Here is a 20191-nt window from a genome sequence, read left to right as displayed (position 1 = left end):
GCGGGTGCGGGTCGGGTCGGGTCGGGTCAGGAGGGGTCGAGCGCGGCGCGCAGGACGGCGAAGGCCGAGTCGCGGGCCTCGGCGCCCTCGGGGAGCGCGCCCGCCATGGAGAGGAAGCCGTGGAACATGCCCGGATGGTGGTGGTGCTCCACGCTCACCCCGGCGGCGGCGAGCGCACCGGCGTAGGCGATCCCGTCGTCCCGCAGCGGGTCCAGGCCGGCCGTGACGACGTGGGCCGGCGGGAGGCCGGCGAGGTCGGCGTGGGTGAGCGGGGACGCGTAGGGGCGGGTGCGGTCGGCCGGGTCGGGCAGGTAGGCGTCCCAGTACCAGCGCAGGTGGTCGGCGGTGAGGAAGTAGCCCTGCGCGTTCTCCCGGTGGGAGGGACCGGAGCGGGTGGGGTCCAGCATCGGGTAGTAGAGGGCCTGGAAGGCGATCGGGGGGCCGCCCCGGTCGCGGGCGAGCAGGGTGAGGACGGTGGCCAGGTGGGCGCCCGCGCTGTCCCCGGCGACGGCGAGCGGGCGGCCGGGGTGGGTCCCGGCGGCCCACCGCAGGGCGGTGTAGGCGTCCTCGGGGGCGGCGGGGAAGGGGTGTTCGGGGGCGCGCCGGTAGTCGGCCGCGACGACGGTGGCGCCGGTGGCGGCGGCGATGCTCCGGCAGAAGGCGTCGTGGCTGTCGAGGTCGCAGAGGACGAAGCCGCCGCCGTGGCAGAAGAGGACGACGGGGGCGTCCGCCCGGGTGCCGCCCTCGTAGACGCGGACGGGCACGCCGTCCGCGTCGCGGTCCGTGACGCGGGCGACCGGGAGCGGGGGCCCGGCGGGCCGGGCTCGGGCGGCGAAGTAGGCGCGGACCTCGGCGATGTCGGTCATCGTGGTGCCGAGCGGGGGGAACTGCGCGGCGGCCCCGTCGATGAGGGCCCGGACCTCGGGGGTGGGGAGGGTCACGCTTCGGACTCCTTGGCGGGGAGGAGGGGCATGCGGCCGGCGGACGCCCCGCCGTCCACGGCGAGTTCGGCGCCGGAGAGGTACGAGGACTCGTCGGAGGCGAGGAAGGCGACGAGCCGGGCGACCTCCTCGGGTTCGCCGACCCGGCCGAGCGGGGCGCCGGGGTGGTGGGTGGTGCCGAGGTGGGCGGTCATGGCGGTGGCGATGGCCCCCGGGTGGACGGAGTTGACCCGGATGCCGTCCGGACCCAGTTCGAGGGCGGCCGTCTTCGTCAGTCCCCGCAGGCCCCACTTGGCGGCGCCGTAGGCGCCGTGACCCCAGATGCCCTGGAGGCCGGCCTGCGAGGAGATGTTCACGACGGAGCCGCCGCCGCTCGCGCGGAGCGCGGGGGCGGCGGCGCGGATGCCGAGGAAGGGGCCGGCGAGGTTGACCCGGAGGAGGGTGTCCAGGCGGGCCGGGTCCTCCTCCACGATGGGGGAGGTGGAGTAGACGGCGGCGTTGTTGACGAGGACGTCGAGCCGGCCGAAGGCGTCGAGGGCGGCGGCCACGGCGGCGGCCCAGGACCGGTCGTCGGTGACGTCGTGGCGGACGAAGCGGGCGGCCGGGCCCAGGGAGGCGGCAGTCGCCTCCCCCTCGGCCTCGCGCACGTCGGTGAGGACGACGCGGGCGCCGAGGGCGGTGAAGAGGCGGGCCTCGGCCTCGCCCATGCCACGGGCCGCGCCGGTGATCAGCGCGACCTTCCCGGTCAGGTCGACGGGCATCAGCGGTCCTCCTGGAGGGTGGTGAGGGCGGGTCCCGCGGTCCAGCCGCCGTCGACGGCGAGCTCGGCGCCGGTGACGTACGAGGCGGCGTCGGAGAGCAGGAAGACGACCGCGCGGGCGATCTCCTCCGGCGCGCCGACGCGCCCCAGGGGCGCGGCGGGGAAGCCGCCGGCGCCGTCCGGGAGGCCCAGGTGGGCGGTCATGGGGGTGTGGATCATGCCGGGGTGGACGGAGTTGACCCGGATCCGGTCGGCGGCGAGCTCCACGGCGGCGACCTTGGTGAGGCCGCGGACGCCCCACTTGGCCGCGCCGTAGCCGGCCGTGCGGGCCAGGCCCATCAGGCCGGCGGCGGAGGAGATGTTCACGACGGAGCCGCCGCCGTTCGCCCGGAGCGCCGGGATCAGGGTCCGCAGGCCGAGGAAGACACCGGTGAGGTCGATGTCGACGACCCGGCGGAACGCCTCCGCGGTCTGCTCCTCGATCGCGTGCGAACCGCCGGAGATCCCGGCGTTGTTGACCAGTCCGTCGATCCGTCCGAAGGTGTGCGCGGCCAGGTCGGCGACCGCGCGCCAGTCGTCCTCCGAGGTGACGTCGTGCCGGGCGAAGCGGGCGCGGTCGCCGAGCTCCGCGGCGAGCGCCCGCCCCTCCTCCTCCCGGACGTCCGTGAGCAGCACGCGGGCCCCGGCCGCGGCGGCCGCGCGCGCGGCCGCCGCGCCGAGTCCCCGGGCGCCGCCGGTGACGACGACCGTCCGGTCGCGCAGGACCTCCTCCGGGCGGCCGGTCACGCGCGGTCGCCCGCGATGTCGTTGACCGCGAGCCAGCTGAACGTCATGGCGGGACCGATGGTCGCGCCGGGGCCCGGGTAGGTCTCGCCCATCACGGCGGAGGACACGTTGCCGGAGGCGTACAGGCCGGGGACGGGGGTGCCGTCCTCGCGCAGCACGCGGGCGGCTGCGTCGGTGACGAGACCGCCCTTGGTCCCGATGTCGCCCGGGTGCACGGGGATCGCGTGGAAGGGGCCCTTCTCCAGCGGCGCCAGATTCGGGTTGGGGAGCGTCGGGTCGCCGTAGTAGCGGTCGTAGACGCTGTCGCCGCGGTGGAAGTCCTCGTCCCTGCCCGCGCGGGCGAAGCCGTTGAAGCGGTCCACGGTGGCGCGCAGCCGCTCCGGGGCCGCGCCGATGAGACCGGCCAGCTCCTCCACGGTCGCGGCCTGCTTGACGAAGCCGCTCTCCCGCCACGGGCGGGGGAAGGCCTGGCCGGGGAAGAGGCCCATGAAGATGTACCGGGACTTCGCGGTGGCGTCGAGGATCAGCCAGGACGGTACGGCGGTGGCGGCGCCGCGGGCCTGGTGGGCGTACATGGCGTCGACGAACTCGTGGTACGGGGCGGCCTCGTTGGCGTACCGCTCGCCCGCCGAGTCGACGATCACCATGCCGGGGATCCCTCGGTCGGCGACCAGGAAGAAGGGCTTGGCGTCCGGGGGCACGACGGTCGGCGCGCCCCACACCTTGTCCATCAGGTCGACGGCGGCGCCGAGGGCGAGGGCGGGTTCCAGGGCGTCGCCGGTCTGGCCGTCGGCGGCGGCGCTCCAGGCGGTGGAGGTGGGGGCCGGCAGGTGCTTCTCGCGGAGCGCCTGGTCGTGGGAGAAGCCGCCGGAGGCGAGGACCACGCCGCCGGTGGCCCGGACGGTGAGGTCGCGGCCGCCCCTGCGCACCCGGACGCCGGTGACCCGGCCGTCCTCCTCGACGAGGCCGGTGAGCGGCGCGGAGAGCCAGAGCTCGTCGCCGAGGCGGTCGAGCGAGTGGCGCATGCGGGCGATCAGGGCCTCGCCGAGGGAGAGCGGCTTCCGGCCGGTGAGCAGGGCCTTCGCGGCGCGCGCTCCGACCTTGAGGGCGGTGCGCCGGCCGGCCCAGGTGCGGCCGACCATGTTGAGGTCGTGGAAGTCCTTGGAGGTGATGGTGAGGCCGTACGTGGGGAGCCCGGCGCGGCGCATGGTGGCGCGCCGCTCGGGGCCGAGGCGCGTGAGGTCGAAGACCTCGGGTTCGACGGAGCGGCCCTGCGGGTAGCCGCCGATGCGCTCCGGGTAGTAGTCGGAGTATCCGGGGGTGTAGACGAAGCGGACGTCGGTGCGGTCGTGGAACTCGCGGACCATCCGCGGTCCGTACCGCACATAGGCGTCCTTGCGGCTGTCGGGGACGCGGTCGCCGACGGTGGCGTCCAGGTAGGCGCGGGCCTTCTCCGGGGTGTCGCCGAGGCCCGCGGCGTCCAGGTGGAAGTTGCCGGGGACCCAGATGGCCCCGCCGGAGAGGGCGGTGGAGCCGCCGTAGGCGTCGGTCTTCTCGACGATCAGGGCGGTGAGGCCGCGCAGCCGGGCGGTGAGGGCCGCGGCCATGCCGGCGGCGCCGGAGCCGACCACGACCACGTCGTAGGTGTGGTCCCAGGGTGTGCTCTTCATCGCGTTCTCCCTCGGGGAGTCGGTCCGGCGGTCGGGGCCGGTTCAGCGGGTGGTGACGCGGGCGTCGGTGAGGACGGGGGCGTCGTCGCGGTCCGCGGCCGTGGCGGTCAGCCGGTGGCCGTCGGCGGTGTGCCAGATCCGCAGGCGGAGCGTCTCGCCGGGGAGGAACACCCCGGCGAAGCGGGTGCGGCAGCCGGTGACGGCGGCGGCGTCGCCGTCGAGGAACCGGTCGGTGACGGCCTTGACGGCCATGCCGAAGGTGCACAGGCCGTGCAGGACGGGCCGGTCGTAGCCGGCCCGGCGGGCCGTGGCCGGATCGGCGTGGAGGGGGTTCCAGTCGCCGGTGAGCCGGTAGAGCAGGGCCTGCTGAGGGAGCGTGGGGATGTCGAGGAGCAGGTCGGGTTCGCGGTCCGGGGCGGGGAGGCGGCCGGAGGGGCCGCGGTCGCCGCCGAAGCCTCCCTCACCGCGGACGAAGACGTGGTTGCGCTGGGTGAGGAGGGGGGCGCCGTCCTCGCCGAGGAGGGTGGACTCCTGGACGAGGACGGCGGCGCTCCCCTTGTCGTACACGTCGGTCAGGCGGGTGACGGCGGTGGCGCGGGCGGCGGAGGGCAGCGGGCGGTGGACGGTGATCTCCTGGCCGCCGTGCAGGACGTGCGCGAGGTCGATGTCGACGCCGGGCACCTCGAAGACCTGGAAGCCGACTCCTCCGGTGCCGCCGGCGACGACACCGAAGGTGGGCAGGGTCCGGAGGCCGTCCTCGTGGCCCTCGTACACGTAGCGCAGTTCGCGCGGGTCGGTCTCGGGGACGCCCGCGCCGAGCGCCAGGTGGTACAGGCGCACCGCGCGGTCGTCCCAGACGACCTCGGTCCGCACCGGGGGCGCGGCCTTCGCCTTGTCGGGGTCGATGGGCATCAGAAGGCCCCGACGGCGTAGCGGCTGCGGTAGTAGAGCAGCGGCCCGCGGTCCTCGCCGGCGTCGAGGGCGACGACGTGGGCGGTGACGAGGTGGTGGTCTCCGGCCTCGTACACCTCGTGCAGTTCGCACTCGACGTGGGCGAGGGCGCCGTCGATCCGCACGGTGCCGTGCTCGCTCACGCTCCAGGGGACGCCGGCGAACTTGTCGGGGCCGCTGCGGCCGAGGGCGGCGCAGGTGGTCCGCTGGTCCTCGGCGAGGATGTTGACGCAGAAGCGGCCGGCCCGTTCGATCCTCGGCCAGCTGGTGGAGGAGCGGCCGACGGCGAGCATCACCAGCGGGGGGTCGAGGGAGAGGGAGGCGAAGGACTGGCAGGCGAAGCCGGCGGGCTCGCCGTCGTCGAGGGCCGCCACGACGGTGATGCCGCTGGCGAAGCGTCCGAGGACGTCGCGGAAGACCGCGGGGTCGATCAGCCGTTCCACTGGTGGCCCCAGACGCTGTCGGCGGTGATCTCCTTGGCGACCCAGGTGGCGGGGTCGACGACCAGGCCGTCCCAGCCGTACTCGACCTGGAAGCCGCCGGGCGCCTGGGCGTAGAAGGAGAGCATGCGGTCGTTGGTGTGGCGGCCGAGGCTGGAGGCGATGGGCACGCCGGCGGCCTGCATGCGGTCGAGGCCGAGGCCGACGTCGTCCAGGGTCTCCAGCTCCACCATGAAGTGCACGATGCCGGGGGGCAGGGCGCCGGGGTAGAGGCCGAGGCTGTGGTGGCGGCGGTTGGGGCTCAGGAAGTGCATCCAGTGGAAGTCGCGCTGCTCGGCGGCGGTGGGGACGGCCTGCGGCGGGAGCTTCATGGAGTCGCGGAGCTGGAAGCCGAGGAGGTTCTCGTAGAAGTCGAGGGCCGCCTCGATGTCGGGGACCGGCAGGACGACGTGGCCGAGGCCGAGGTCGCCGGTGACGAAGCGGTTGCCGTAGGGGGTGGCGAGCGGGGTGTGGTCCTGGGCCTGTCCCCAGTAGAGCTCCAGCGGGTTGCCGCAGGGGTCCGTGAGGTGGATCAGGCCCTGGACGCGGCGCTCGGCGAGTTCGGCGGCGTCGGCGGTCTTCACGGCGACGCCCGCCGCCTCCAGCGCGGCGGCCGCGTCCGCGAGGGCGGCGGCGTTCGCGAGCTCCCAGCCGGCGGCGAGCAGCCGGTCGCTCTCGCCGGCCTGGATCGCGAGGCGGTGGGCGCGGTCGTCGACGCGCAGCAGGAGGGTGGTGTCGGTGGAGTCGGGGGCCTCGACCATGCCGAGGATGTCGAGGGTGTAGCGGCGCCACTCGTCGAGGCGGGTGGTCTCCAGGCGCAGGTAGCCGAGTGCGCGAATGTCCATGGGGAACCTCTGTGTTCGCTGAGGGGGTTCGGCGGGGTCAGTGGGTGAAGAAGTCGACGGCGAGGCGGTTGAACTCGTCGGCCTGCTCCGTCTGGGCCCAGTGGCCGCAGTGCGGGAAGACGTGCAGGCGCGCGTCGGGGATCGCCTTGAGGGCGACGAGGGCGCCGTCGAGCGGGTTGACGCGGTCCTCGCGGCCCCAGGTGAGCAGCACGGGCCGGGTGATCCGGTGGGCCTCGCGCCAGAGCATGGTCGCCTCGGCCCAGGCGGGGTCGGCGAAGGAGGCGGCCATGCGGGCGGAGCCGAGCCGGGTCTCGGGGTCGGTGGCGGAGGCCCACCGCTCCTCGACCAGGGCGTCGGTGACGACGGACCGGTCGTAGGCCATGACGGAGAGGAAGGCGCGGAGCTGGTCCCTCGTCGGCTCGGGTGCGGCGTTGAACTCGAAGAGGCGCTTGATGCCCTCGGTGGGGTCCGGTGCGAAGAGGTTGACGGAGATGCCGCCGGGGCCCATCAGGAGGAGCTTGTCGGCCTTCCCCGGGTGGTCGAGGGCGATCCGGACGGCGGTGCCGCCGCCGAGCGAGTTGCCGACGAAGTGGGCCCGTTCGATGCCGAGTTCGTCCATGAGGGCGGCGACGGCACGGGCGCTGTAGCTGAAGTAGTCCCGGTCGAGCTCGGGCTTGTCGGAGCGGCCGAAGCAGGGCTGGTCGACGAGGAGGGTGCGGAACTCCCGGGCGAAGACGGGGAGGTTGCCGCCGAAGTTGCTCCAGCCGGAGGCGCCGGGGCCGCCGCCGTGCAGCATGATCACGACGGGGGCGTCGGGCCGGTCCGCCGGTCCGGCCTCGTGGTAGTGGAGGGTGAGTCCGGCCGCCTGGGCGGTGCGGGAGGTCGAGGCGTACGTGGGCGCGGTCATCTGCGGCACCTCTCAGGCCATGGTGTCTTGGACGTCGATGCCGAGGGCGCACTGCCCGTACATGACGAGGGCGCGCTCGGGGTCGTTGGCGGCGTGGCCCCGGCCGGTGTGGGCGTCGCGCCAGGCGCGCTGGACGGCTCCGGAGCCGGTGCGCATGGCGTTGCCGCCGGCGTTCTCCATGAGCAGGTCGATCGCGGCGACCGCGCGTTCGGTGGCGAGCACCTGGTCCCGGCGGGTGCGGGTGCGCAGCTCCATGGGCAGTTCCTCGCCGCGCTCGGCGAGGGCGTACATGGCGCCGATGTTGCGGGTGAGCTGGAGCCAGGCGGCGTCGATGTCACTGGCGGCGCGGGCTATGCGGACCTGGGCGAAGGGGTCCTCGGCGACCTGCTGGCCGTAGGAGACGCGGAACCGCTTGCGGGTGGCCTCGGCGTAGGAGTCGTAGGCGCCCTCGGCGATGCCGACGATCGGGGTGGCGATGGTGGTGGTGAAGACGCCGGCGTAGGGCAGCCGGTAGACGGGTTCGGGGTTGACCTCGTGGCCGGGCACGTCGAGGGCGGTGACGGGGCCGAAGCTGAGGGCGCGGTGCTCGGGGACGAAGACGTCGTCCACCACGATGTCGTTGCTGCCGGTGCCGCGGAGTCCGACGGTGTCCCAGACGTCGTCGACGCGGTAGTCGGAGCGGGGGACGAGGAAGGTGCGCATGTCGACCGGCTTGCCCTCGGCGTCGGTGACGAGGCAGCCGAGGAGGGCCCAGCGGGCGTGGTCGCAGCCGGAGGAGAAGTGCCAGCGGCCGGAGAGGCGGAAGCCTCCCTCGGTGGCGGCGGCCTTGCCGGTGGGGGCGTAGGAGGAGGCGATGCGGGTCTTCTGGTCCTCGCCCCACACCTCCTGCTGGGCGCGCGGGTCGTAGAGGGCGACGTGCCAGGGGTGGACGCCGACCACGGAGGCGACCCAGCCGGTCGATCCGCAGGCCTTGGCGATCTCCTTGACGGCCGTGTAGAAGCTCACCGGGTCGGCGGCGCGGCCGCCGAAGGTCTTCGGCTGGAGCAGCTGGAAGAAGCCGGTGTCCTCCAGTTCCTTGACGGAGGCGTCGGGCACGCGCCGCAGCTCCTCGGCCTCCGCGGCGCGTTCGCGCAGGACGGGGGCGAGGTCGCGGATGGCTGCCAGGACGTCGTCGGCCATGGGGGCATCCCCTTTCGGGTCGTGGTGGGGGAATGCCAGGACCGTACGGCGAGCCGGTCACGGGGTGAACGCGTCGCTCCCACTGAGCGGGAAGGCGCCGCGGGCCGTTCGGAGCACGGGGTCCCGGACGTCGAGACCGACGGCGCCGCGGGCCGTTCAGAGCATGGGGTCCTGGACGTCGAGGCCGACGGCGTCGCGGCCGAAGAGGGTGAGGGCGCGCGTGACGTCGTTGGCGGCCTGGCCGCGGCCGGTGTGCAGGTCGCGCCAGGCGCGGGAGAGGACGTCGCCGTCGCTGCGCAGGGGGCTGCCGCCGGTGTTCTCGCGCAGCAGGTCGACGGCGGTGAGGGCGCGTTCGGTGGCGAGGGCCTGGTCGCGGCGGGCGCGGGCGCGCAGGGCGACGGAGGGTTCGCCGCCGGCGCGGGCCACCGCGTGGAGCTCGGCGGTGTTGCGGGCGAGCTGGAGGCGGGCGGCGTCGATCTCCCCGGCGGCGCGGGCGATGCGGACCTGGGCGAAGGGGTCCTCGGCGACGCGGCGGCCGTGCGGGAGGGCGGGGTGGGTGCGGGCGGTGTCGACGTGGTGGTCGTAGGCGCCCTCGGCGATGCCGACCATGACGGTGGAGACGGTGGTGGTGAAGAGTGCCGCGTAGGGAAGCCGGTAGACGGGTTCGGGGTTGGTCCCGTGGCCGGGGCAGCGGAGGGTGGTGACGGGGGCGTAGCCGAGGGTGCGGTGGGCGGGGACGAAGGCGTCGTCGACGACGATGTCGTTGCTGCCGCTGCCGCGCAGGCCCACGGTGTCCCAGACGTCGTCGACCCGGTGGTCGGTGCGGGGCACCAGGAAGGTCCGCAGGTCGAGCGGGAGGCCGTCGGGGTCGCTGACGAGTCCGCCGAGCAGGGCCCAGCGGGCGTGGTCGGCACCGGCCGCGAAGTGCCAGCGGCCGGAGAGCCGGTAGCCGCCGGGGACGGGGGTGACGGTGCCGGTTGGGGCGTGGGAGGAGCAGATCAGGGCGGTGTCGTCACCGGCCCACACGTCGTGCTGGGCGCGGGGGTCGAGGAGGGCGACGTACCAGGGGTGGACGCCGAGGAGGGCGGTGGTCCAGCCGGTGGAGCCGCAGGCCCGGGCGATCTCGTGGACGGCGGCGTGGAAGACCTCGGGGGCGGCGGCGAACCCGCCGTGGGCGCGGGGCCTGAGCAGGCGGAAGAAGCCGGTGGCGTGGAGCTCGTCGATCGTGGCGTCGGGGACGCGGCGCAGCTCCTCGGCCTCGTCGGCGCGCTCGCGCAGGGTGGGGGCGAGCGCCCGGACCGCGGTGAGGACGTCGTGGTCGCGCATGGGGTGCCTCTCGGGGCCGGGGCCCGGATCTTGGGCTCCTCTTGGGTGACGAGAGGGAACCTACGCGTTACCGTTCCGAGACGGAACACCCCCTTCCCGTCGCCCCGCCCCCTCTGGCACTCTCCACGCAATACCGGAGATTACGGACGCGGCAGGGCCTTCGCCCGTCGCGCCGTCCGTGTGGGAGGTGTCGATGACGACGCATGCCGCCGAGCCCGTCCAGGACATGCGGGCCGTGGGGGCCGCCGGGCCGGCCGAGGCCGGGCCGCTGCCGCCGCTGTCGCTTCTCGAGAAGGCGGCGAAGGTGCTCAGCGCCTTCCAGAGCGGCGGACCGCGCCTGACGCTCACCGAGGTGGTGCAGCGCTCGGGGATCCGGCGCTCCTCCGCGCACCGGATCCTGGACCAGCTGGTGCAGTTGCGGTGGCTGGAGCGGGAGGGCCGCGACTACCGGCTGGGCATGGGCATGCTGGAGCTCGGCGCGATGGCCTCGCACCACAACCGGCTGCGCCGCGCGGCCCTGCCGCATCTGCACGCGCTGCACGAGGCGACCGGCCATCTGGTGCACCTCACCGTCCTCGACGGGCCCGAGGTGGTTTATCTGGAACGGATCGGCGGGTCGGACGACTCCGGCGTGCCCTCGCGGACGGGCGGCCGGCAGCCCGCGTACTGCACCGCGTCGGGCAAGGCGATCCTGGCGTTCAGCGACGCCCCGGTGGTGGAGCAGGTGATACGGAACGGGCTGCGGCCCCGCACCCCCCGGACCATCACCCGCCCCGACCCCTTCCGGGCCGAGCTGGCGCTCGTCCGGGAGCGCGGGGTGGCCTTCGACCAGGAGGAGGGGTTCCGGGGTGTCTTCTGCGTCGCGGCGCCGCTGCGCGGGGCGGGCCGGGCCGTGGCCGCGATCTCGGTCTGCGGCCACGGCGTGCACCGGGATCTGGAGCGGATCGCCCCCGCCGTGCGCGGCTGCGCCCGCTCGGTCTGGCAGTCGATGTTCGGCCCGGGCCGGCGGACCGAGCAGCGGGCCGAGCCGGTCGGGGCCGCGCCGGCCGGGGTGCCGCAGCCGTCGATGGACAACATGATGACCTGGCTGCGGTTCAGCGACTGGATGTGAGGCCCGGGGCGAGGCGTTCGCGGACGGCGTCGAGGCCGGTGGCGTAGACGCCGTCCCCGAAGACGGCCTCGACCTGCGGGACGAGGGCGTCCGGGGCGAGGTAGGCGGCGGACCAGCGGAGTTCGGCGCCGTCCGGGTGCGGTGCGACGGCGAGGGTGGCCACGTACTCCTCGACGGGCAGCGCGAGCGGCGCGAGGAGCGTGTAGCGGTAGCTGCGGGCGGCGGGGTCGCGGGCGAGCAGCCGCTCGCGGGCGACGACCGCGCCGTCCAGGGTGAAGGCCCGGACGGCGCCGGGGGCGTCGGGGTCGGCGCCGTCCTCCACCGTGGCCGGCGGGAGGTGCGGGTGCCAGTCGCCGAGGGTGGCGAAGCCTCCGACGAGCGCCCAGACGGTGTCGGGGCCGGCGGGGACCACGAGGGAGCGGACGAGGGTACGGGGGTGCACGGTGCCTCCGGGGCGGGTCGTCGTCACCAGGTGCGGTCGCCGCGCAGGACGGCGTCGGCGCCGCCGTCCGCGAAGACGACCTGGCCGGTGACAAGGGTGTTCTCGGGCGAGGTGAGCCAGGCGATGAGCGGGGCGAGCTGTTCGGGGCGGGAGTGGCCGCGCAACGGCATGGGGACGGCCCGCTCGACGAGGGCGCGGGTCGCGGGGTCGTCGAGGAGCGGGCGGGTCAGCGGGGTGAGGACCACTCCGGGGGCGACGGCGTTGAGCGGGATGCCGGCGCCGGCCCAGGCGTCGCCGGGGGCGGCGCGGCGGACCCAGCGGGAGACGGCCGCCTTGGAGGAGGAGTAGACGAGGTGTCCCTCGCCGCGGTCCACGGCCGCGCGGGCGGCGGCCACCGCGGCGGTCTCGTCGCCCGCGTCCGCGGCGGCCATCAGGGCCGGGTCCGTGGGGTGCACGGAGTCGATGGAGCCGACGACGAGCGCCCGCGGGTCGCGGCCGGCGGCGAGCAGCGGGCGCAGTCCGTCGAGGGTGGCGACCGCGCCGAAGTGGTTGACCCGGATGGTGAGCGGGTCGAAGTGGGCGACGCCCGCGCAGGAGACGACGGCGTCGAGCCGGCCGCCGGTGAGCTCGCGGGCGCCGGCCACGAGCGCGGCCCGGCCCTCGGCGGTGGACAGGTCGACCTGGAGGTCGCCGTCCTCCAGGTCGGCGGCGAGGACCGTGTGGCCCCGCTGTCGCAGGAGGGCCGTGGTGGCGGCGCCGATGCCGGAGGCGGCTCCGGTGACCAGGTACGTACGGGGCATGAGTGGGCTCCTCGTCGGCGGGGGGGCTCAGGAGTAGGTGATCTCGACCCGGTCGGTGAGCGGCAGGGCCTGGCAGGCGAGGACGTAGCCGTCGGCGAGGTCGCGGTCGTCCAGGACCTCGTTGCGGACCATTCGCACCTCGCCCGTGACGACCCGGCAGGTGCAGGCGCTGCACGCGCCCTCGCGGCAGGAGTACGGGGCGTCCACCCCGGCCGCGAGGAGCGCGTCGAGCAGGGGGGCCGACGGCGGCCAGGCGACCGTACGGGTCTCGCCGTCGAGTTCCACGGTCACGGCGCCGGTCGCCTCGCGGGTGGCGGCCCCCTCCCGGATGTCGGTCGCCGGGGCGGTGGCGGCCGCCGGGGCGGGGGTGTCGAAGACGTCCCCGGAGAGGGAGAAGAACCGTTCCCGGTGGATGCGTCCGCCCGGGGCGCCGAGGGTGCGCAGTGCCTGTTCCACCGCGTCCATGAGCGGCGCGGGGCCGCAGACGAACGCCTCGCGGCCGGCGTACGGCGCGAGCGCGGCGGCGAGCCGGTCGGGGACCGGCAGGCCCTGGAGCGACTCCAGCCAGTGGACGACGAGGAGCCGTCCGGGGTGGGCGGCGGTGAGGGCCCGCAGTTCGTCGCGGAAGATGACGGAGGTCTCGTCCCGGTTGGCGTACAGGAGGACGATCCGGCCGGTGCCCGCCGCGAGGACGGACTTGGCGATGGAGAGGACGGGGGTGATGCCGCTCCCACCCGCGACGAGCAGCAGGTCGTGGTCGAGGGAGCCGGGGGTGAAGGTGCCGGCCGGCGGCAGCGCCTCCACCTCGTCGCCCGCGGCCAGGTGGTCGCAGACCCAGTTGGAGCCGTACCCGCCGGCCACCCGCTTGACGGTGACCTTCAGCGGTTCGCCGGTGTGCGGCGAGCTGGCCAGCGAGTAGCAGCGGGCGACGGGCCCGTCCGCGCCGGGCAGCCTCAGGGTGAGGAACTGCCCGGGGCGGTGGGCGAAGCGCGGCGCGCTCTCCGGGGACGGCTCCAGGACCAGGGAGCGCGCGTCGGGCGTCTCGGCGACGACCTCCACGATCCGGAGCCGGTGGGTGCGGGCGGTGCCGGTCGTGATCGCCGGCTCAGACGTCGACACGGACACCGTCGGCCTCCAGGGTTCCGTCCGCGACCGCGCGGTCGATGGCGGCCCGCAGCGCCCGGCAGGTGCGGATCCGGGCGCTGGTGGCGCCCCGCCCCACCCGGTCGCGGATCTCGGGGCAGGCGACGGCCGCGTCGGCGGTCCACTGCACGGAGGTGTGGGCGGGGCTGAACTTCTCGCACAGGACCTGGTTGCCGCAGGCCGCGCACTGGACGGGGCGCATGTCAGGGGGCTCCCGCTTCGGTCTCGGCCGCGCGGCGGGCCAGGTTCCCGTCGACCTCGGCGCGCCAGGCCTGGTTGGCCCGCCGGGTGTCGATCTCGAACTCGAAGCGCCGGGTCATCTCGTCCTTCACGTCGGCGACGTCCACGTAGAACTGCTCGTACCAGCGGCGCAGCTGGTACACGGGGCCGTCCTCCTCGGTGAGGAGCGGGTTGTCGATCCGGGTCTTGTTCCGCCAGATCTCGATGTCCTGCTCGAAGCCGGTCTCCAGTCCCCCGATCAGGCTCCGGGCGGCCTCGGCGGCGGCCTCGTCGGTCATGCCGGGCAGCTTCCTGACGATCGCCCCGTACTGGAGGACGAAGCTGTCGGCGCCGACCGGGTAGTGACTGTTGATCAGCACCATCTCCATCTCGACGCCGGGGGCCACCTCGGTGAAGACGTAGTCGATCATGTAGGAGGGGCCGTAGTAGGAGGCGTCGGAGCGCAGCGGGGAGCTGAGGTTGCCCAGGTCCATGTCGCCGCGCGGGGCGCTCTCCATGTACTGGGTGGCGACGTGCCCGTCGAAGACGTTCTTGAAGTACGTCGGGAAGGCGTAGTGGACGTAGAAGAAGTGCGCCATGTCCACGACGTTGTCCACGATCTCGCGGCAGTTCGAGCCGTCCACCCGCGCGGTCTTCCAGGTCCAGTCGCTCCACTCGCCGGCGTCCGGGCCGTGGACGCCCTCGATCTCGGGGACGGTGACCCCGGCCGGCGGCGGGTTGCCCTCGGGGTCGTGCCAGACGAAGAGCTGCCGGTTGCGCTCCAGCGTGGTCCAGGCGCGGGTGCGGGCGCGGGGCGGGACGCGGCGGGCGTACGGGATGCCGGCGCAGCGGCCGTCGCCCGACCAGCGCCAGTCGTGGAACGGGCAGGCGACGGCGTCGCCCTTGACCGTGCCGTGGGCGAGGTTCCCGCCCATGTGGGGGCAGTAGGCGTTCAGGACGTGGAGCTGTCCGTCGTCCTGGCCCTGGAAGACCACGAGCTTGGTGCCGAAGGCCTCGATCTCGTGCGGCTCGCCGTCCTTGAAGGAGTCGGCGAGGCCGAGGCAGTGCCAGCCCCGGGCGAAGCGGGCGGGCGGGCGTCCGGCGTCGATGACACGGACCTCGTCGTTGAGCGCAGTCATCACGTTCTCCTGGTGGTGGGGTCAGTTCCGGGCGGCGAGTTCGAGGGCGATGTCGATGAGCTGGTCCTCCTGGCCCCCGACGAGGCGTCGTTCGCCGGCGCGCAGCAGGATCTCGGCGCCGGAGACGCCGTACCGCTCGGCCTGCCGGTAGGCGTGCTTGAGGAAGCTGGAGTAGACGCCGGCGTGGCCCATGAGCAGGGCGAGGCGGTCGAGCCGGCACTCCTCGTCCATGACGGGGCGGACGGCGTCCTCGGCCGCGTCGATGATCTTCAGGACGTCGATGCCGGTGCGGATGCCCATCTTGGCGCAGACGGCGACGAACGCCTCGACGGCGGTGTTGCCCGCTCCGGCGCCGAGCCGGCGGGTGGAGCCGTCGATCTGGAGGGCGCCGGCCCTGACGGCGGCGACCGAGTTGCCGGTGCCCAGGGCGAGGTTCTCGTGGCCGTGGAAGCCGACCTGCGCGTCGTCGCCGAGTTCGGCGACGAGGGCCTGGACGCGGTCGGTGACGTCGTCCATGACCATGGCGCCGGCGGAGTCGACGACGTACACGCACTGGCAGCCGGCGTCGGCCATGATCCGGCCCTGGCGGGCCAGGGCCTCGGGGCTGGTGGAGTGGGCCATCATCAGGAAGCCGACGGTCTCCAGGCCCCGTTCGCGGGCGAGGCCGAAGTGCTGGACCGCGATGTCGGCCTCGGTGCAGTGGGTGGCGATCCGGCAGATGCCGGCGCCGTTGTCGTGGGCGGCCCGGATGTCGTCCTTGACGCCGAGTCCGGGGAGCATGAGGAAGGCGATGGTGGCGCGCCGGGCGGTCGCCACGGCGGCCTTGATCAGCTCCTGCTCGGGGGTCCTGGAGAAGCCGTAGTTGAACGAGGAGCCGCCGAGTCCGTCGCCGTGGGTCACCTCGATGACCGGGACGCCGGCGTCGTCGAGGGCGGCGACGACGGAGCGCACGTCGTCGGTGGTGAACTGGTGGCGCTTGGCGTGCGAGCCGTCGCGCAGCGAGGAGTCGGTGATCCGGATGTCGAGGGTGTCGGAGTAGGGCATGGCAGGGGCTCCTCACTCGCCCGGGGCGAGAAGCGCCCGGGCGAACTCCTCGCCGACCTTGGTGGCGGCGGCGGTCATGATGTCGAGGTTTCCGGCGTACGGCGGGAGGTAGTCGCCCGCGCCCTCGACCTCCAGGAAGATCGCGACGCGTGCCATGCCTCCGTTCTCGGGGCTGGGGTCGTCGAACTGCGGCTCGCCGCGCAGCCGGTAGCCGGGGACGTACGCGGCGACCTGCTCGGCGGCCTCCTTGACGGAGAGGGTGACGGCGGCGCGGTCGGCGTCCTCGGGGATGGCGCAGAAGACGGTGTCGCGCATGATGACGGGCGGGTCGGCGGGGTTGAGGATGATGATGGCCTTGCCGCGCGCGGCGCCGCCGATGGTCTCGATGCCGCGGGAGGTGGTGCGGGTGAACTCGTCGATGTTGGCGCGGGTTCCGGGGCCTGCGGAGACGGAGGCGACCGAGGCGACGATCTCGGCGTAGGCCACCGGGACGACCCGGGAGACGGCGTGCACCATGGGGATGGTGGCCTGTCCGCCGCAGGTGATCATGTTGACGTTGGGCTGGTCGAGGTGGGCGCGGAGGTTGGCGGGCGGGACGACGGCCGGGCCGACGGCGGCGGGGGTGAGGTCGATCGCCCTGATGCCGAGCTCGGCGTAGCGGGGCGCGTTGGCGCGGTGGACGTGGGCGCTCGTGGCCTCGAAGACGAGGTCGGGCGTCTCCGCCCGGGCCAGGAGCGCGTCGACGCCCTCGTGGGTGACCTCCAGGCCGAGCCGGCGGGCGCGGGCGAGGCCGTCGCTGTCGGGGTCGACGCCGACCATCCAGCGGGGTTCGACGAGGTCGGAGCGGAGCAGCTTGTACAGCAGGTCGGTGCCGATGTTGCCGGAGCCGACGACGGCGGCGGTCGCCTTGGTCTTGCGGGTCATCATCACCTCAGGTGAAGGAGAGGGAGACCGGGCCCAGCCCGGTGAAGTCGGCGGTGAAGGTGGCGCCCGGCGCGATGTCGACGGCCCGGGTGCACGACCCCGGCAGCACCAGGTGCCCCTTCCTGAGGGGTACGCCGAAGCGGGCGACGGTACGGGCGAGCCAGGCGACGGAGCGGGCCGGGTCGCCGAGGACGGCGTCGCCGCGGCCCTCGGCGAGGAGTTCGCCGCCGCTGGTCAGCCGGGCCTCGACGGCTCTGAGGTCGATCCCGCGCGGGTCGCGTCCCTCGCCGATGACGAAGCCGGCGGAGGAGGCGTTGTCGGCGATCGTGTCGGCGATCGTGATGCGCCAGTCGCGGATGCGGCTGTCGATGAGTTCGAGGGCGGGGACGACGCGTTCGGTCGCCGCGAGCACGTCCTCGGGGGTGCAGCCCTCCCCCGGCAGGTCGTCGCCGAGGACGAAGCCGACCTCGACCTCGACGCGGGGGTGGCAGTAGCGGGCGACGGGGACCGGGACGCCGGGGGTGAGTTCCATGTCCTGGAGCAGGTGTCCGTAGTCCGGCTCGTCGACGCCCATCATGCGCTGCATGACGGGCGAGGAGAGGCCGACCTTGTGGCCGCGCACCTCGGCCCCGGCGGCGAGGCGGCGGCGGATGTTGACGAGCTGGATCTCGTACGCGTCCTCGGTGTCGATGCCGGGGTACGCCTCGCTCAGCGGGGCGATCGGCGAGACGCCCAGTTCGGCGGAGCGCAGCAGCTCGGCCGCCTCGTGGCGCCGGCGGTCCGTGAGCATGACGGGTCCCTCCTGGGGGCGGTTCGGTGGCTGTGTCCGGCGAGGCTAGGCCGCGCCCGCCGCGCCCCGTGAGCGCCCTTTCCCGGTGAGCGGGAAACCCCCGCGGGCGGGTCCGCGCGGGCGCACGGAGCACGTCGCCCCCGCGCCGGGTCCGGGGCCGGCGCGGGGGCGTCCCGTGGCGCTCGTGGTTCGTTCAGTGGGTGCCGTACACCGGTCGCGGGGGTTCCGACTCGGCGAGGAGCTTCAGGGCCGTGGCACCCGCCGACGCGGGGGTCCGGCGGGTGCCCGTGTCGTCGGTGGGGCCGGGCCGCCAGCCCTCCATGACGGTGATCCGCCCGCCCTCGGCCTCGAAGACGCGGCCGGTCACCCCTTCGGAAGCGTCGGAGCCGAGCCACACCACGAGGGGCGAGACGTTCTCGGGGGCCATCGCGTCGAAGCCGCTGTCCGGCGCGGCCATCGTCTCGGCGAAGGCGCTCTCGGTCATGCGCGTCCGCGCCGCCGGGGCGATCGCGTTGGCCTGGACCCCGTACCGCCCCATCTCGGCCGCCGCGACGAGCGTGAGGCCGACGATCCCGGCCTTGGCCGCCGCGTAGTTGCCCTGCCCGACGCTGCCGAGCAGCCCCGCGCCCGAGCTGGTGTTGACCACCCGGGCCCGCCGGCCCCGGCCCGCCTTCGCCTCGGCCCGCCAGTACGCCGCCGCGTGCCGCAGCGGGAGGAAGTGGCCCTTGAGGTGGACGCGCATGACGGCGTCCCAGTCGTCCTCTCCGAGGTTGACGAGCATCCGGTCGCGGAGGAAGCCCGCGTTGTTGACGAGGGTGTCGAGGCCGCCGTACGTGTCGACGGCGGCGGCGACGAGGGAGGCCGCGCCCTCCGAGGTGGCGATGTCCCCGCCGTGGGCGACGGCCTCCCCGCCCGCGGCGACGATCGCCTCGACGACTTCCCGGGCGGGGCCGGAGCCGCCGCCGGCGCCGTCGAGCCCGACGCCGAGGTCGTTGACGACGACCCTCGCCCCCTCGGCGGCGAAGGCGAGGGCGTGCGCGCGCCCGAGGCCGCGGCCCGCTCCGGTGACGACGACGACGCGTCCCGCGCAGAGTCCGGTCATGTGAGGTCCTGCCTTTCAGGAGTGGTGGGTGGTGGCGGCGTCGAGGAACGCGGGGCGCTCCCCTCCGCCGTGGATGGGGAGGGCCGCGCCGCTGATGTACGCGGCGCGTTCGGAGGCGAGGAAGACGCAGGCGTCGCCGATGTCGGCGGGTTCGGCGAGGCGCCCGAGCGGCACGGTGCGGCCGACGGCGGCGACGCCGTCCTCGTCGCCGTAGTGCAGGTGGGAGAGTTCGGTGCGGACCATGCCGAGGACGAGCGTGTTGACCCGGACGAGCGGGGCCCACTCCACGGCCATGGAGCGGGCCAGGTTCTCCAGGCCGGCCTTGGCGGCGCCGTACGCGGCGGAGCCCGGGGACGGGCGGGTGCCGCTGACGCTGCCGACCATGACGATGGACCCGCCGCCGTCCTGACGGCTCATCACCCGGTGCGCGGCGAGCGAGGCGGTGAGCGGGGCGACGAGGTTCAGTTCGACGACCCGGGCGTGCTGGGCCGGACCGCCGTCGGCGAGGGTCCGGTACGGGGTGCCGCCGGCGTTGTTGACGAGGGTGTCGAGCCGCCCGTGGTCGTCCCGCACCCGCTCGAAGAAGGCCGTCACGGCCTCCGGGTCGCGGAGGTCCACGGGGAGGAACCGGGCGGTGCGGCCGGCCGCGGTGACGGGTGTGTCGGGGGCCCGCCGGGCGCAGGTCACGACCTCCGCCCCGGCTTCGAGCAGGGCCCGGGTGATGCCGGCGCCGACGCCCCGGGTGCCGCCGGTGACGACGGCGACGGAGCCGGACAGATCGATGGTCACTGCCAAGGGACACCTCCCGCAGCGGCCGAACCGCTGCTACCTTCATACCTAACAAACGTTTGGTGGAAAGGTAGCTGATCTGCTCATGGGTGTCTCCACCTCCGCCCCCGACGAGGGCGTCGCCGTCGTCACCGTCGACTTCCCCCCGGTCAACGCCCTCCCCGTCCGCGGCTGGTACGACCTCGCCGCCGCCGTCCGCGCCGCCGGCGCCGACCCGAGGACGCGATGCGTCGTGCTCACCGCCGAGGGCCGCGGCTTCAACGCCGGCGTCGACATCAAGGAGATCCAGCGCGCGACCGGCCCGGAGGCGATCCTCGGCGCCAACCAGGGCTGCGCCGAGGCCTTCGCCGCCGTCTACGAGTGCGAGGTGCCGGTGGTCGCCGCCGTGCACGGCTTCTGCCTCGGCGGCGGCATCGGCCTCGTCGGCAACGCCGACGCGATCGTCGCCTCCGAGGACGCCACCTTCGGCCTGCCCGAACTGGACCGGGGCGCGCTCGGCGCCGCCACCCACCTCGCCCGCCTGGTCCCCCAGCACCTGATGCGCACCCTCTACTACACCTCCCGCACGGTCACCGCCGAGGAGCTGCACCGGCACGGCTCGGTGTGGCGGGTCGTCCCGCGCGAGGGGCTGCGCGAGGCGGCCCTCGACCTGGCCCGCGAGATCGCCGCCAAGGACGGGCGGCTCGTCCGCCTCGCCAAGGCCGCCATCAACGGCATCGACCCGGTGGACGTCCGGCGCAGCTACCGCTTCGAGCAGGGCTTCACCTTCGAGGCCAACCTCAGCGGCGTCGCCGACCGCGTCCGCGACACCTTCGGCACGGACAAGAGGGAGGACAAGTCGTGA

Annotated in this window: 22 protein-coding genes; 2 read left to right on the top strand and 20 right to left on the bottom strand. The window is 74.6% G+C overall.

Annotated elements, in window-relative coordinates:
• Nucleotides 1–26: 26 nt before the first annotated feature.
• The 10 genes from ACF1BN_RS13070 to hsaA (ACF1BN_RS13025) form a co-directional block, all read right to left on the bottom strand.
• Complete coding sequence (locus ACF1BN_RS13070; protein WP_392331667.1) at nt 27–941, bottom strand: alpha/beta hydrolase; 915 nt, start codon at nt 939–941, stop codon at nt 27–29.
• Nucleotides 938–1702 (bottom strand): glucose 1-dehydrogenase, encoded by a 765-nt coding sequence (locus tag ACF1BN_RS13065; RefSeq protein WP_392331666.1) that lies wholly within the window; start codon nt 1700–1702, stop codon nt 938–940. Before ACF1BN_RS13065 ends, ACF1BN_RS13070 begins: the two co-directional genes overlap by 4 nt.
• Entirely contained in the window at nt 1702–2487 is a 786-nt protein-coding gene (locus ACF1BN_RS13060) for a glucose 1-dehydrogenase (RefSeq protein WP_392331665.1), read from the bottom strand. Before ACF1BN_RS13060 ends, ACF1BN_RS13065 begins: the two co-directional genes overlap by 1 nt.
• On the bottom strand, nt 2484–4157 hold the full coding sequence (locus tag ACF1BN_RS13055) for an FAD-dependent oxidoreductase (RefSeq protein ID WP_392331664.1): 1674 nt from the start codon (nt 4155–4157) through the stop codon (nt 2484–2486). The genes ACF1BN_RS13060 and ACF1BN_RS13055 overlap by 4 nt, the downstream gene beginning before the upstream one ends.
• 42 nt (nt 4158–4199) lie before the next feature.
• Nucleotides 4200–5069, bottom strand: a complete 870-nt coding sequence (locus ACF1BN_RS13050; RefSeq protein ID WP_392331663.1) for a MaoC/PaaZ C-terminal domain-containing protein — start codon at nt 5067–5069, stop codon at nt 4200–4202.
• A complete protein-coding gene (locus tag ACF1BN_RS13045) occupies nt 5069–5551 on the bottom strand; it encodes a flavin reductase family protein (RefSeq protein ID WP_392331662.1) in 483 nt (160 codons plus the stop codon). The genes ACF1BN_RS13050 and ACF1BN_RS13045 overlap by 1 nt, the downstream gene beginning before the upstream one ends.
• The gene (locus tag ACF1BN_RS13040) at nt 5539–6432 is read right to left on the bottom strand and encodes a VOC family protein (protein ID WP_392331661.1); all 894 of its coding nucleotides are present in this window, start codon (nt 6430–6432) and stop codon (nt 5539–5541) included. The genes ACF1BN_RS13045 and ACF1BN_RS13040 overlap by 13 nt, the downstream gene beginning before the upstream one ends.
• Nucleotides 6433–6469: 37 nt before the next feature.
• Complete coding sequence (gene hsaD / locus ACF1BN_RS13035; RefSeq protein WP_392331660.1) at nt 6470–7339, bottom strand: 4,5:9,10-diseco-3-hydroxy-5,9,17-trioxoandrosta-1(10),2-diene-4-oate hydrolase; 870 nt, start codon at nt 7337–7339, stop codon at nt 6470–6472.
• A gap of 12 nt (nt 7340–7351) precedes the next feature.
• Nucleotides 7352–8518: a 3-hydroxy-9,10-secoandrosta-1,3,5(10)-triene-9,17-dione monooxygenase oxygenase subunit gene (gene hsaA, locus ACF1BN_RS13030; RefSeq protein ID WP_392331659.1), complete on the bottom strand. Its 1167-nt coding sequence runs from the start codon at nt 8516–8518 to the stop codon at nt 7352–7354.
• A gap of 156 nt (nt 8519–8674) precedes the next feature.
• Nucleotides 8675–9844: a 3-hydroxy-9,10-secoandrosta-1,3,5(10)-triene-9,17-dione monooxygenase oxygenase subunit gene (gene hsaA, locus ACF1BN_RS13025; RefSeq protein ID WP_392331658.1), complete on the bottom strand. Its 1170-nt coding sequence runs from the start codon at nt 9842–9844 to the stop codon at nt 8675–8677.
• 193 nt (nt 9845–10037) lie between these two features.
• On the opposite strand from hsaA (ACF1BN_RS13025), the gene ACF1BN_RS13020 reads away from it, so the two are divergent.
• Nucleotides 10038–10955: an IclR family transcriptional regulator gene (locus tag ACF1BN_RS13020; protein WP_392331657.1), complete on the top strand. Its 918-nt coding sequence runs from the start codon at nt 10038–10040 to the stop codon at nt 10953–10955.
• On the opposite strand, the gene ACF1BN_RS13015 is transcribed toward ACF1BN_RS13020, so the two are convergent.
• The 10 genes from ACF1BN_RS13015 to ACF1BN_RS12970 form a co-directional block, all read right to left on the bottom strand.
• Complete coding sequence (locus ACF1BN_RS13015) at nt 10939–11397, bottom strand: SRPBCC family protein (RefSeq protein ID WP_392331656.1); 459 nt, start codon at nt 11395–11397, stop codon at nt 10939–10941. The genes ACF1BN_RS13020 and ACF1BN_RS13015 overlap by 17 nt on opposite strands.
• A 23-nt stretch (nt 11398–11420) precedes the next feature.
• Nucleotides 11421–12197 carry an SDR family oxidoreductase gene (locus ACF1BN_RS13010; RefSeq protein ID WP_392331655.1) on the bottom strand — a complete coding sequence of 259 codons (777 nt, stop codon included), beginning with the start codon at nt 12195–12197 and terminating at the stop codon, nt 11421–11423.
• Between the two features lie 27 nt (nt 12198–12224).
• Entirely contained in the window at nt 12225–13316 is a 1092-nt protein-coding gene (locus ACF1BN_RS13005; RefSeq protein WP_392331654.1) for a 2Fe-2S iron-sulfur cluster-binding protein, read from the bottom strand.
• On the bottom strand, nt 13303–13542 hold the full coding sequence (locus tag ACF1BN_RS13000; RefSeq protein WP_392331653.1) for a hypothetical protein: 240 nt from the start codon (nt 13540–13542) through the stop codon (nt 13303–13305). The genes ACF1BN_RS13005 and ACF1BN_RS13000 overlap by 14 nt, the downstream gene beginning before the upstream one ends.
• 1 nt (nt 13543) lies before the next feature.
• A complete protein-coding gene (locus ACF1BN_RS12995; protein WP_392331652.1) occupies nt 13544–14698 on the bottom strand; it encodes a Rieske 2Fe-2S domain-containing protein in 1155 nt (384 codons plus the stop codon).
• Between the two features lie 21 nt (nt 14699–14719).
• Complete coding sequence (gene dmpG, locus ACF1BN_RS12990) at nt 14720–15742, bottom strand: 4-hydroxy-2-oxovalerate aldolase (protein WP_392331651.1); 1023 nt, start codon at nt 15740–15742, stop codon at nt 14720–14722.
• 12 nt (nt 15743–15754) lie between these two features.
• Complete coding sequence (locus ACF1BN_RS12985) at nt 15755–16666, bottom strand: acetaldehyde dehydrogenase (acetylating) (RefSeq protein ID WP_392331910.1); 912 nt, start codon at nt 16664–16666, stop codon at nt 15755–15757.
• A gap of 7 nt (nt 16667–16673) precedes the next feature.
• Nucleotides 16674–17456: a 2-keto-4-pentenoate hydratase gene (locus tag ACF1BN_RS12980; RefSeq protein WP_392331650.1), complete on the bottom strand. Its 783-nt coding sequence runs from the start codon at nt 17454–17456 to the stop codon at nt 16674–16676.
• A 193-nt stretch (nt 17457–17649) separates the two neighbouring features.
• On the bottom strand, nt 17650–18558 hold the full coding sequence (locus ACF1BN_RS12975) for an SDR family oxidoreductase (RefSeq protein WP_392331649.1): 909 nt from the start codon (nt 18556–18558) through the stop codon (nt 17650–17652).
• Nucleotides 18559–18573: 15 nt separating this feature from the next.
• Nucleotides 18574–19353 (bottom strand): SDR family oxidoreductase, encoded by a 780-nt coding sequence (locus ACF1BN_RS12970; RefSeq protein WP_392331648.1) that lies wholly within the window; start codon nt 19351–19353, stop codon nt 18574–18576.
• A gap of 79 nt (nt 19354–19432) precedes the next feature.
• On the opposite strand from ACF1BN_RS12970, the gene ACF1BN_RS12965 reads away from it, so the two are divergent.
• Nucleotides 19433–20191 carry an enoyl-CoA hydratase family protein gene (locus ACF1BN_RS12965; RefSeq protein ID WP_392331647.1) on the top strand — a complete coding sequence of 253 codons (759 nt, stop codon included), beginning with the start codon at nt 19433–19435 and terminating at the stop codon, nt 20189–20191.

Source organism: Streptomyces sp. NPDC014861, from assembly GCF_043081625.1.
Taxonomy (GTDB): Bacteria; Actinomycetota; Actinomycetes; order Streptomycetales; family Streptomycetaceae; genus Streptomyces.
The sequence above is the reverse complement of the archived record's forward strand: the minus strand, read 5'-3'. Positions and strand labels throughout refer to the sequence as shown.

Bases quoted from the DNA above. Each gene is read 5' to 3' on its own strand.
- ACF1BN_RS13040 (WP_392331661.1), bottom strand. From the start codon at position 6,432: ATGGACATTCGCGCACTCGGCTACCTGCGCCTGGAGACCACCCGCCTC.
- hsaA (WP_392331659.1), bottom strand. From the start codon at position 8,518: ATGGCCGACGACGTCCTGGCAGCCATCCGCGACCTCGCCCCCGTCCTG.
- ACF1BN_RS13000 (WP_392331653.1), bottom strand. From the start codon at position 13,542: ATGCGCCCCGTCCAGTGCGCGGCCTGCGGCAACCAGGTCCTGTGCGAG.
- ACF1BN_RS12995 (WP_392331652.1), bottom strand. From the start codon at position 14,698: ATGACTGCGCTCAACGACGAGGTCCGTGTCATCGACGCCGGACGCCCG.
- ACF1BN_RS12985 (WP_392331910.1), bottom strand. From the start codon at position 16,666: ATGACCCGCAAGACCAAGGCGACCGCCGCCGTCGTCGGCTCCGGCAAC.
- ACF1BN_RS13020 (WP_392331657.1), top strand. From the start codon at position 10,038: ATGACGACGCATGCCGCCGAGCCCGTCCAGGACATGCGGGCCGTGGGG.
- ACF1BN_RS13050 (WP_392331663.1), bottom strand. From the start codon at position 5,069: ATGCCCATCGACCCCGACAAGGCGAAGGCCGCGCCCCCGGTGCGGACC.
- ACF1BN_RS13055 (WP_392331664.1), bottom strand. From the start codon at position 4,157: ATGAAGAGCACACCCTGGGACCACACCTACGACGTGGTCGTGGTCGGC.
- dmpG (WP_392331651.1), bottom strand. From the start codon at position 15,742: ATGCCCTACTCCGACACCCTCGACATCCGGATCACCGACTCCTCGCTG.
- ACF1BN_RS13010 (WP_392331655.1), bottom strand. From the start codon at position 12,197: ATGCCCCGTACGTACCTGGTCACCGGAGCCGCCTCCGGCATCGGCGCC.
- ACF1BN_RS13065 (WP_392331666.1), bottom strand. From the start codon at position 1,702: ATGCCCGTCGACCTGACCGGGAAGGTCGCGCTGATCACCGGCGCGGCC.
- ACF1BN_RS12975 (WP_392331649.1), bottom strand. From the start codon at position 18,558: ATGACCGGACTCTGCGCGGGACGCGTCGTCGTCGTCACCGGAGCGGGC.
- hsaD (WP_392331660.1), bottom strand. From the start codon at position 7,339: ATGACCGCGCCCACGTACGCCTCGACCTCCCGCACCGCCCAGGCGGCC.
- hsaA (WP_392331658.1), bottom strand. From the start codon at position 9,844: ATGCGCGACCACGACGTCCTCACCGCGGTCCGGGCGCTCGCCCCCACC.
- ACF1BN_RS12965 (WP_392331647.1), top strand. From the start codon at position 19,433: ATGGGTGTCTCCACCTCCGCCCCCGACGAGGGCGTCGCCGTCGTCACC.
- ACF1BN_RS12980 (WP_392331650.1), bottom strand. From the start codon at position 17,456: ATGCTCACGGACCGCCGGCGCCACGAGGCGGCCGAGCTGCTGCGCTCC.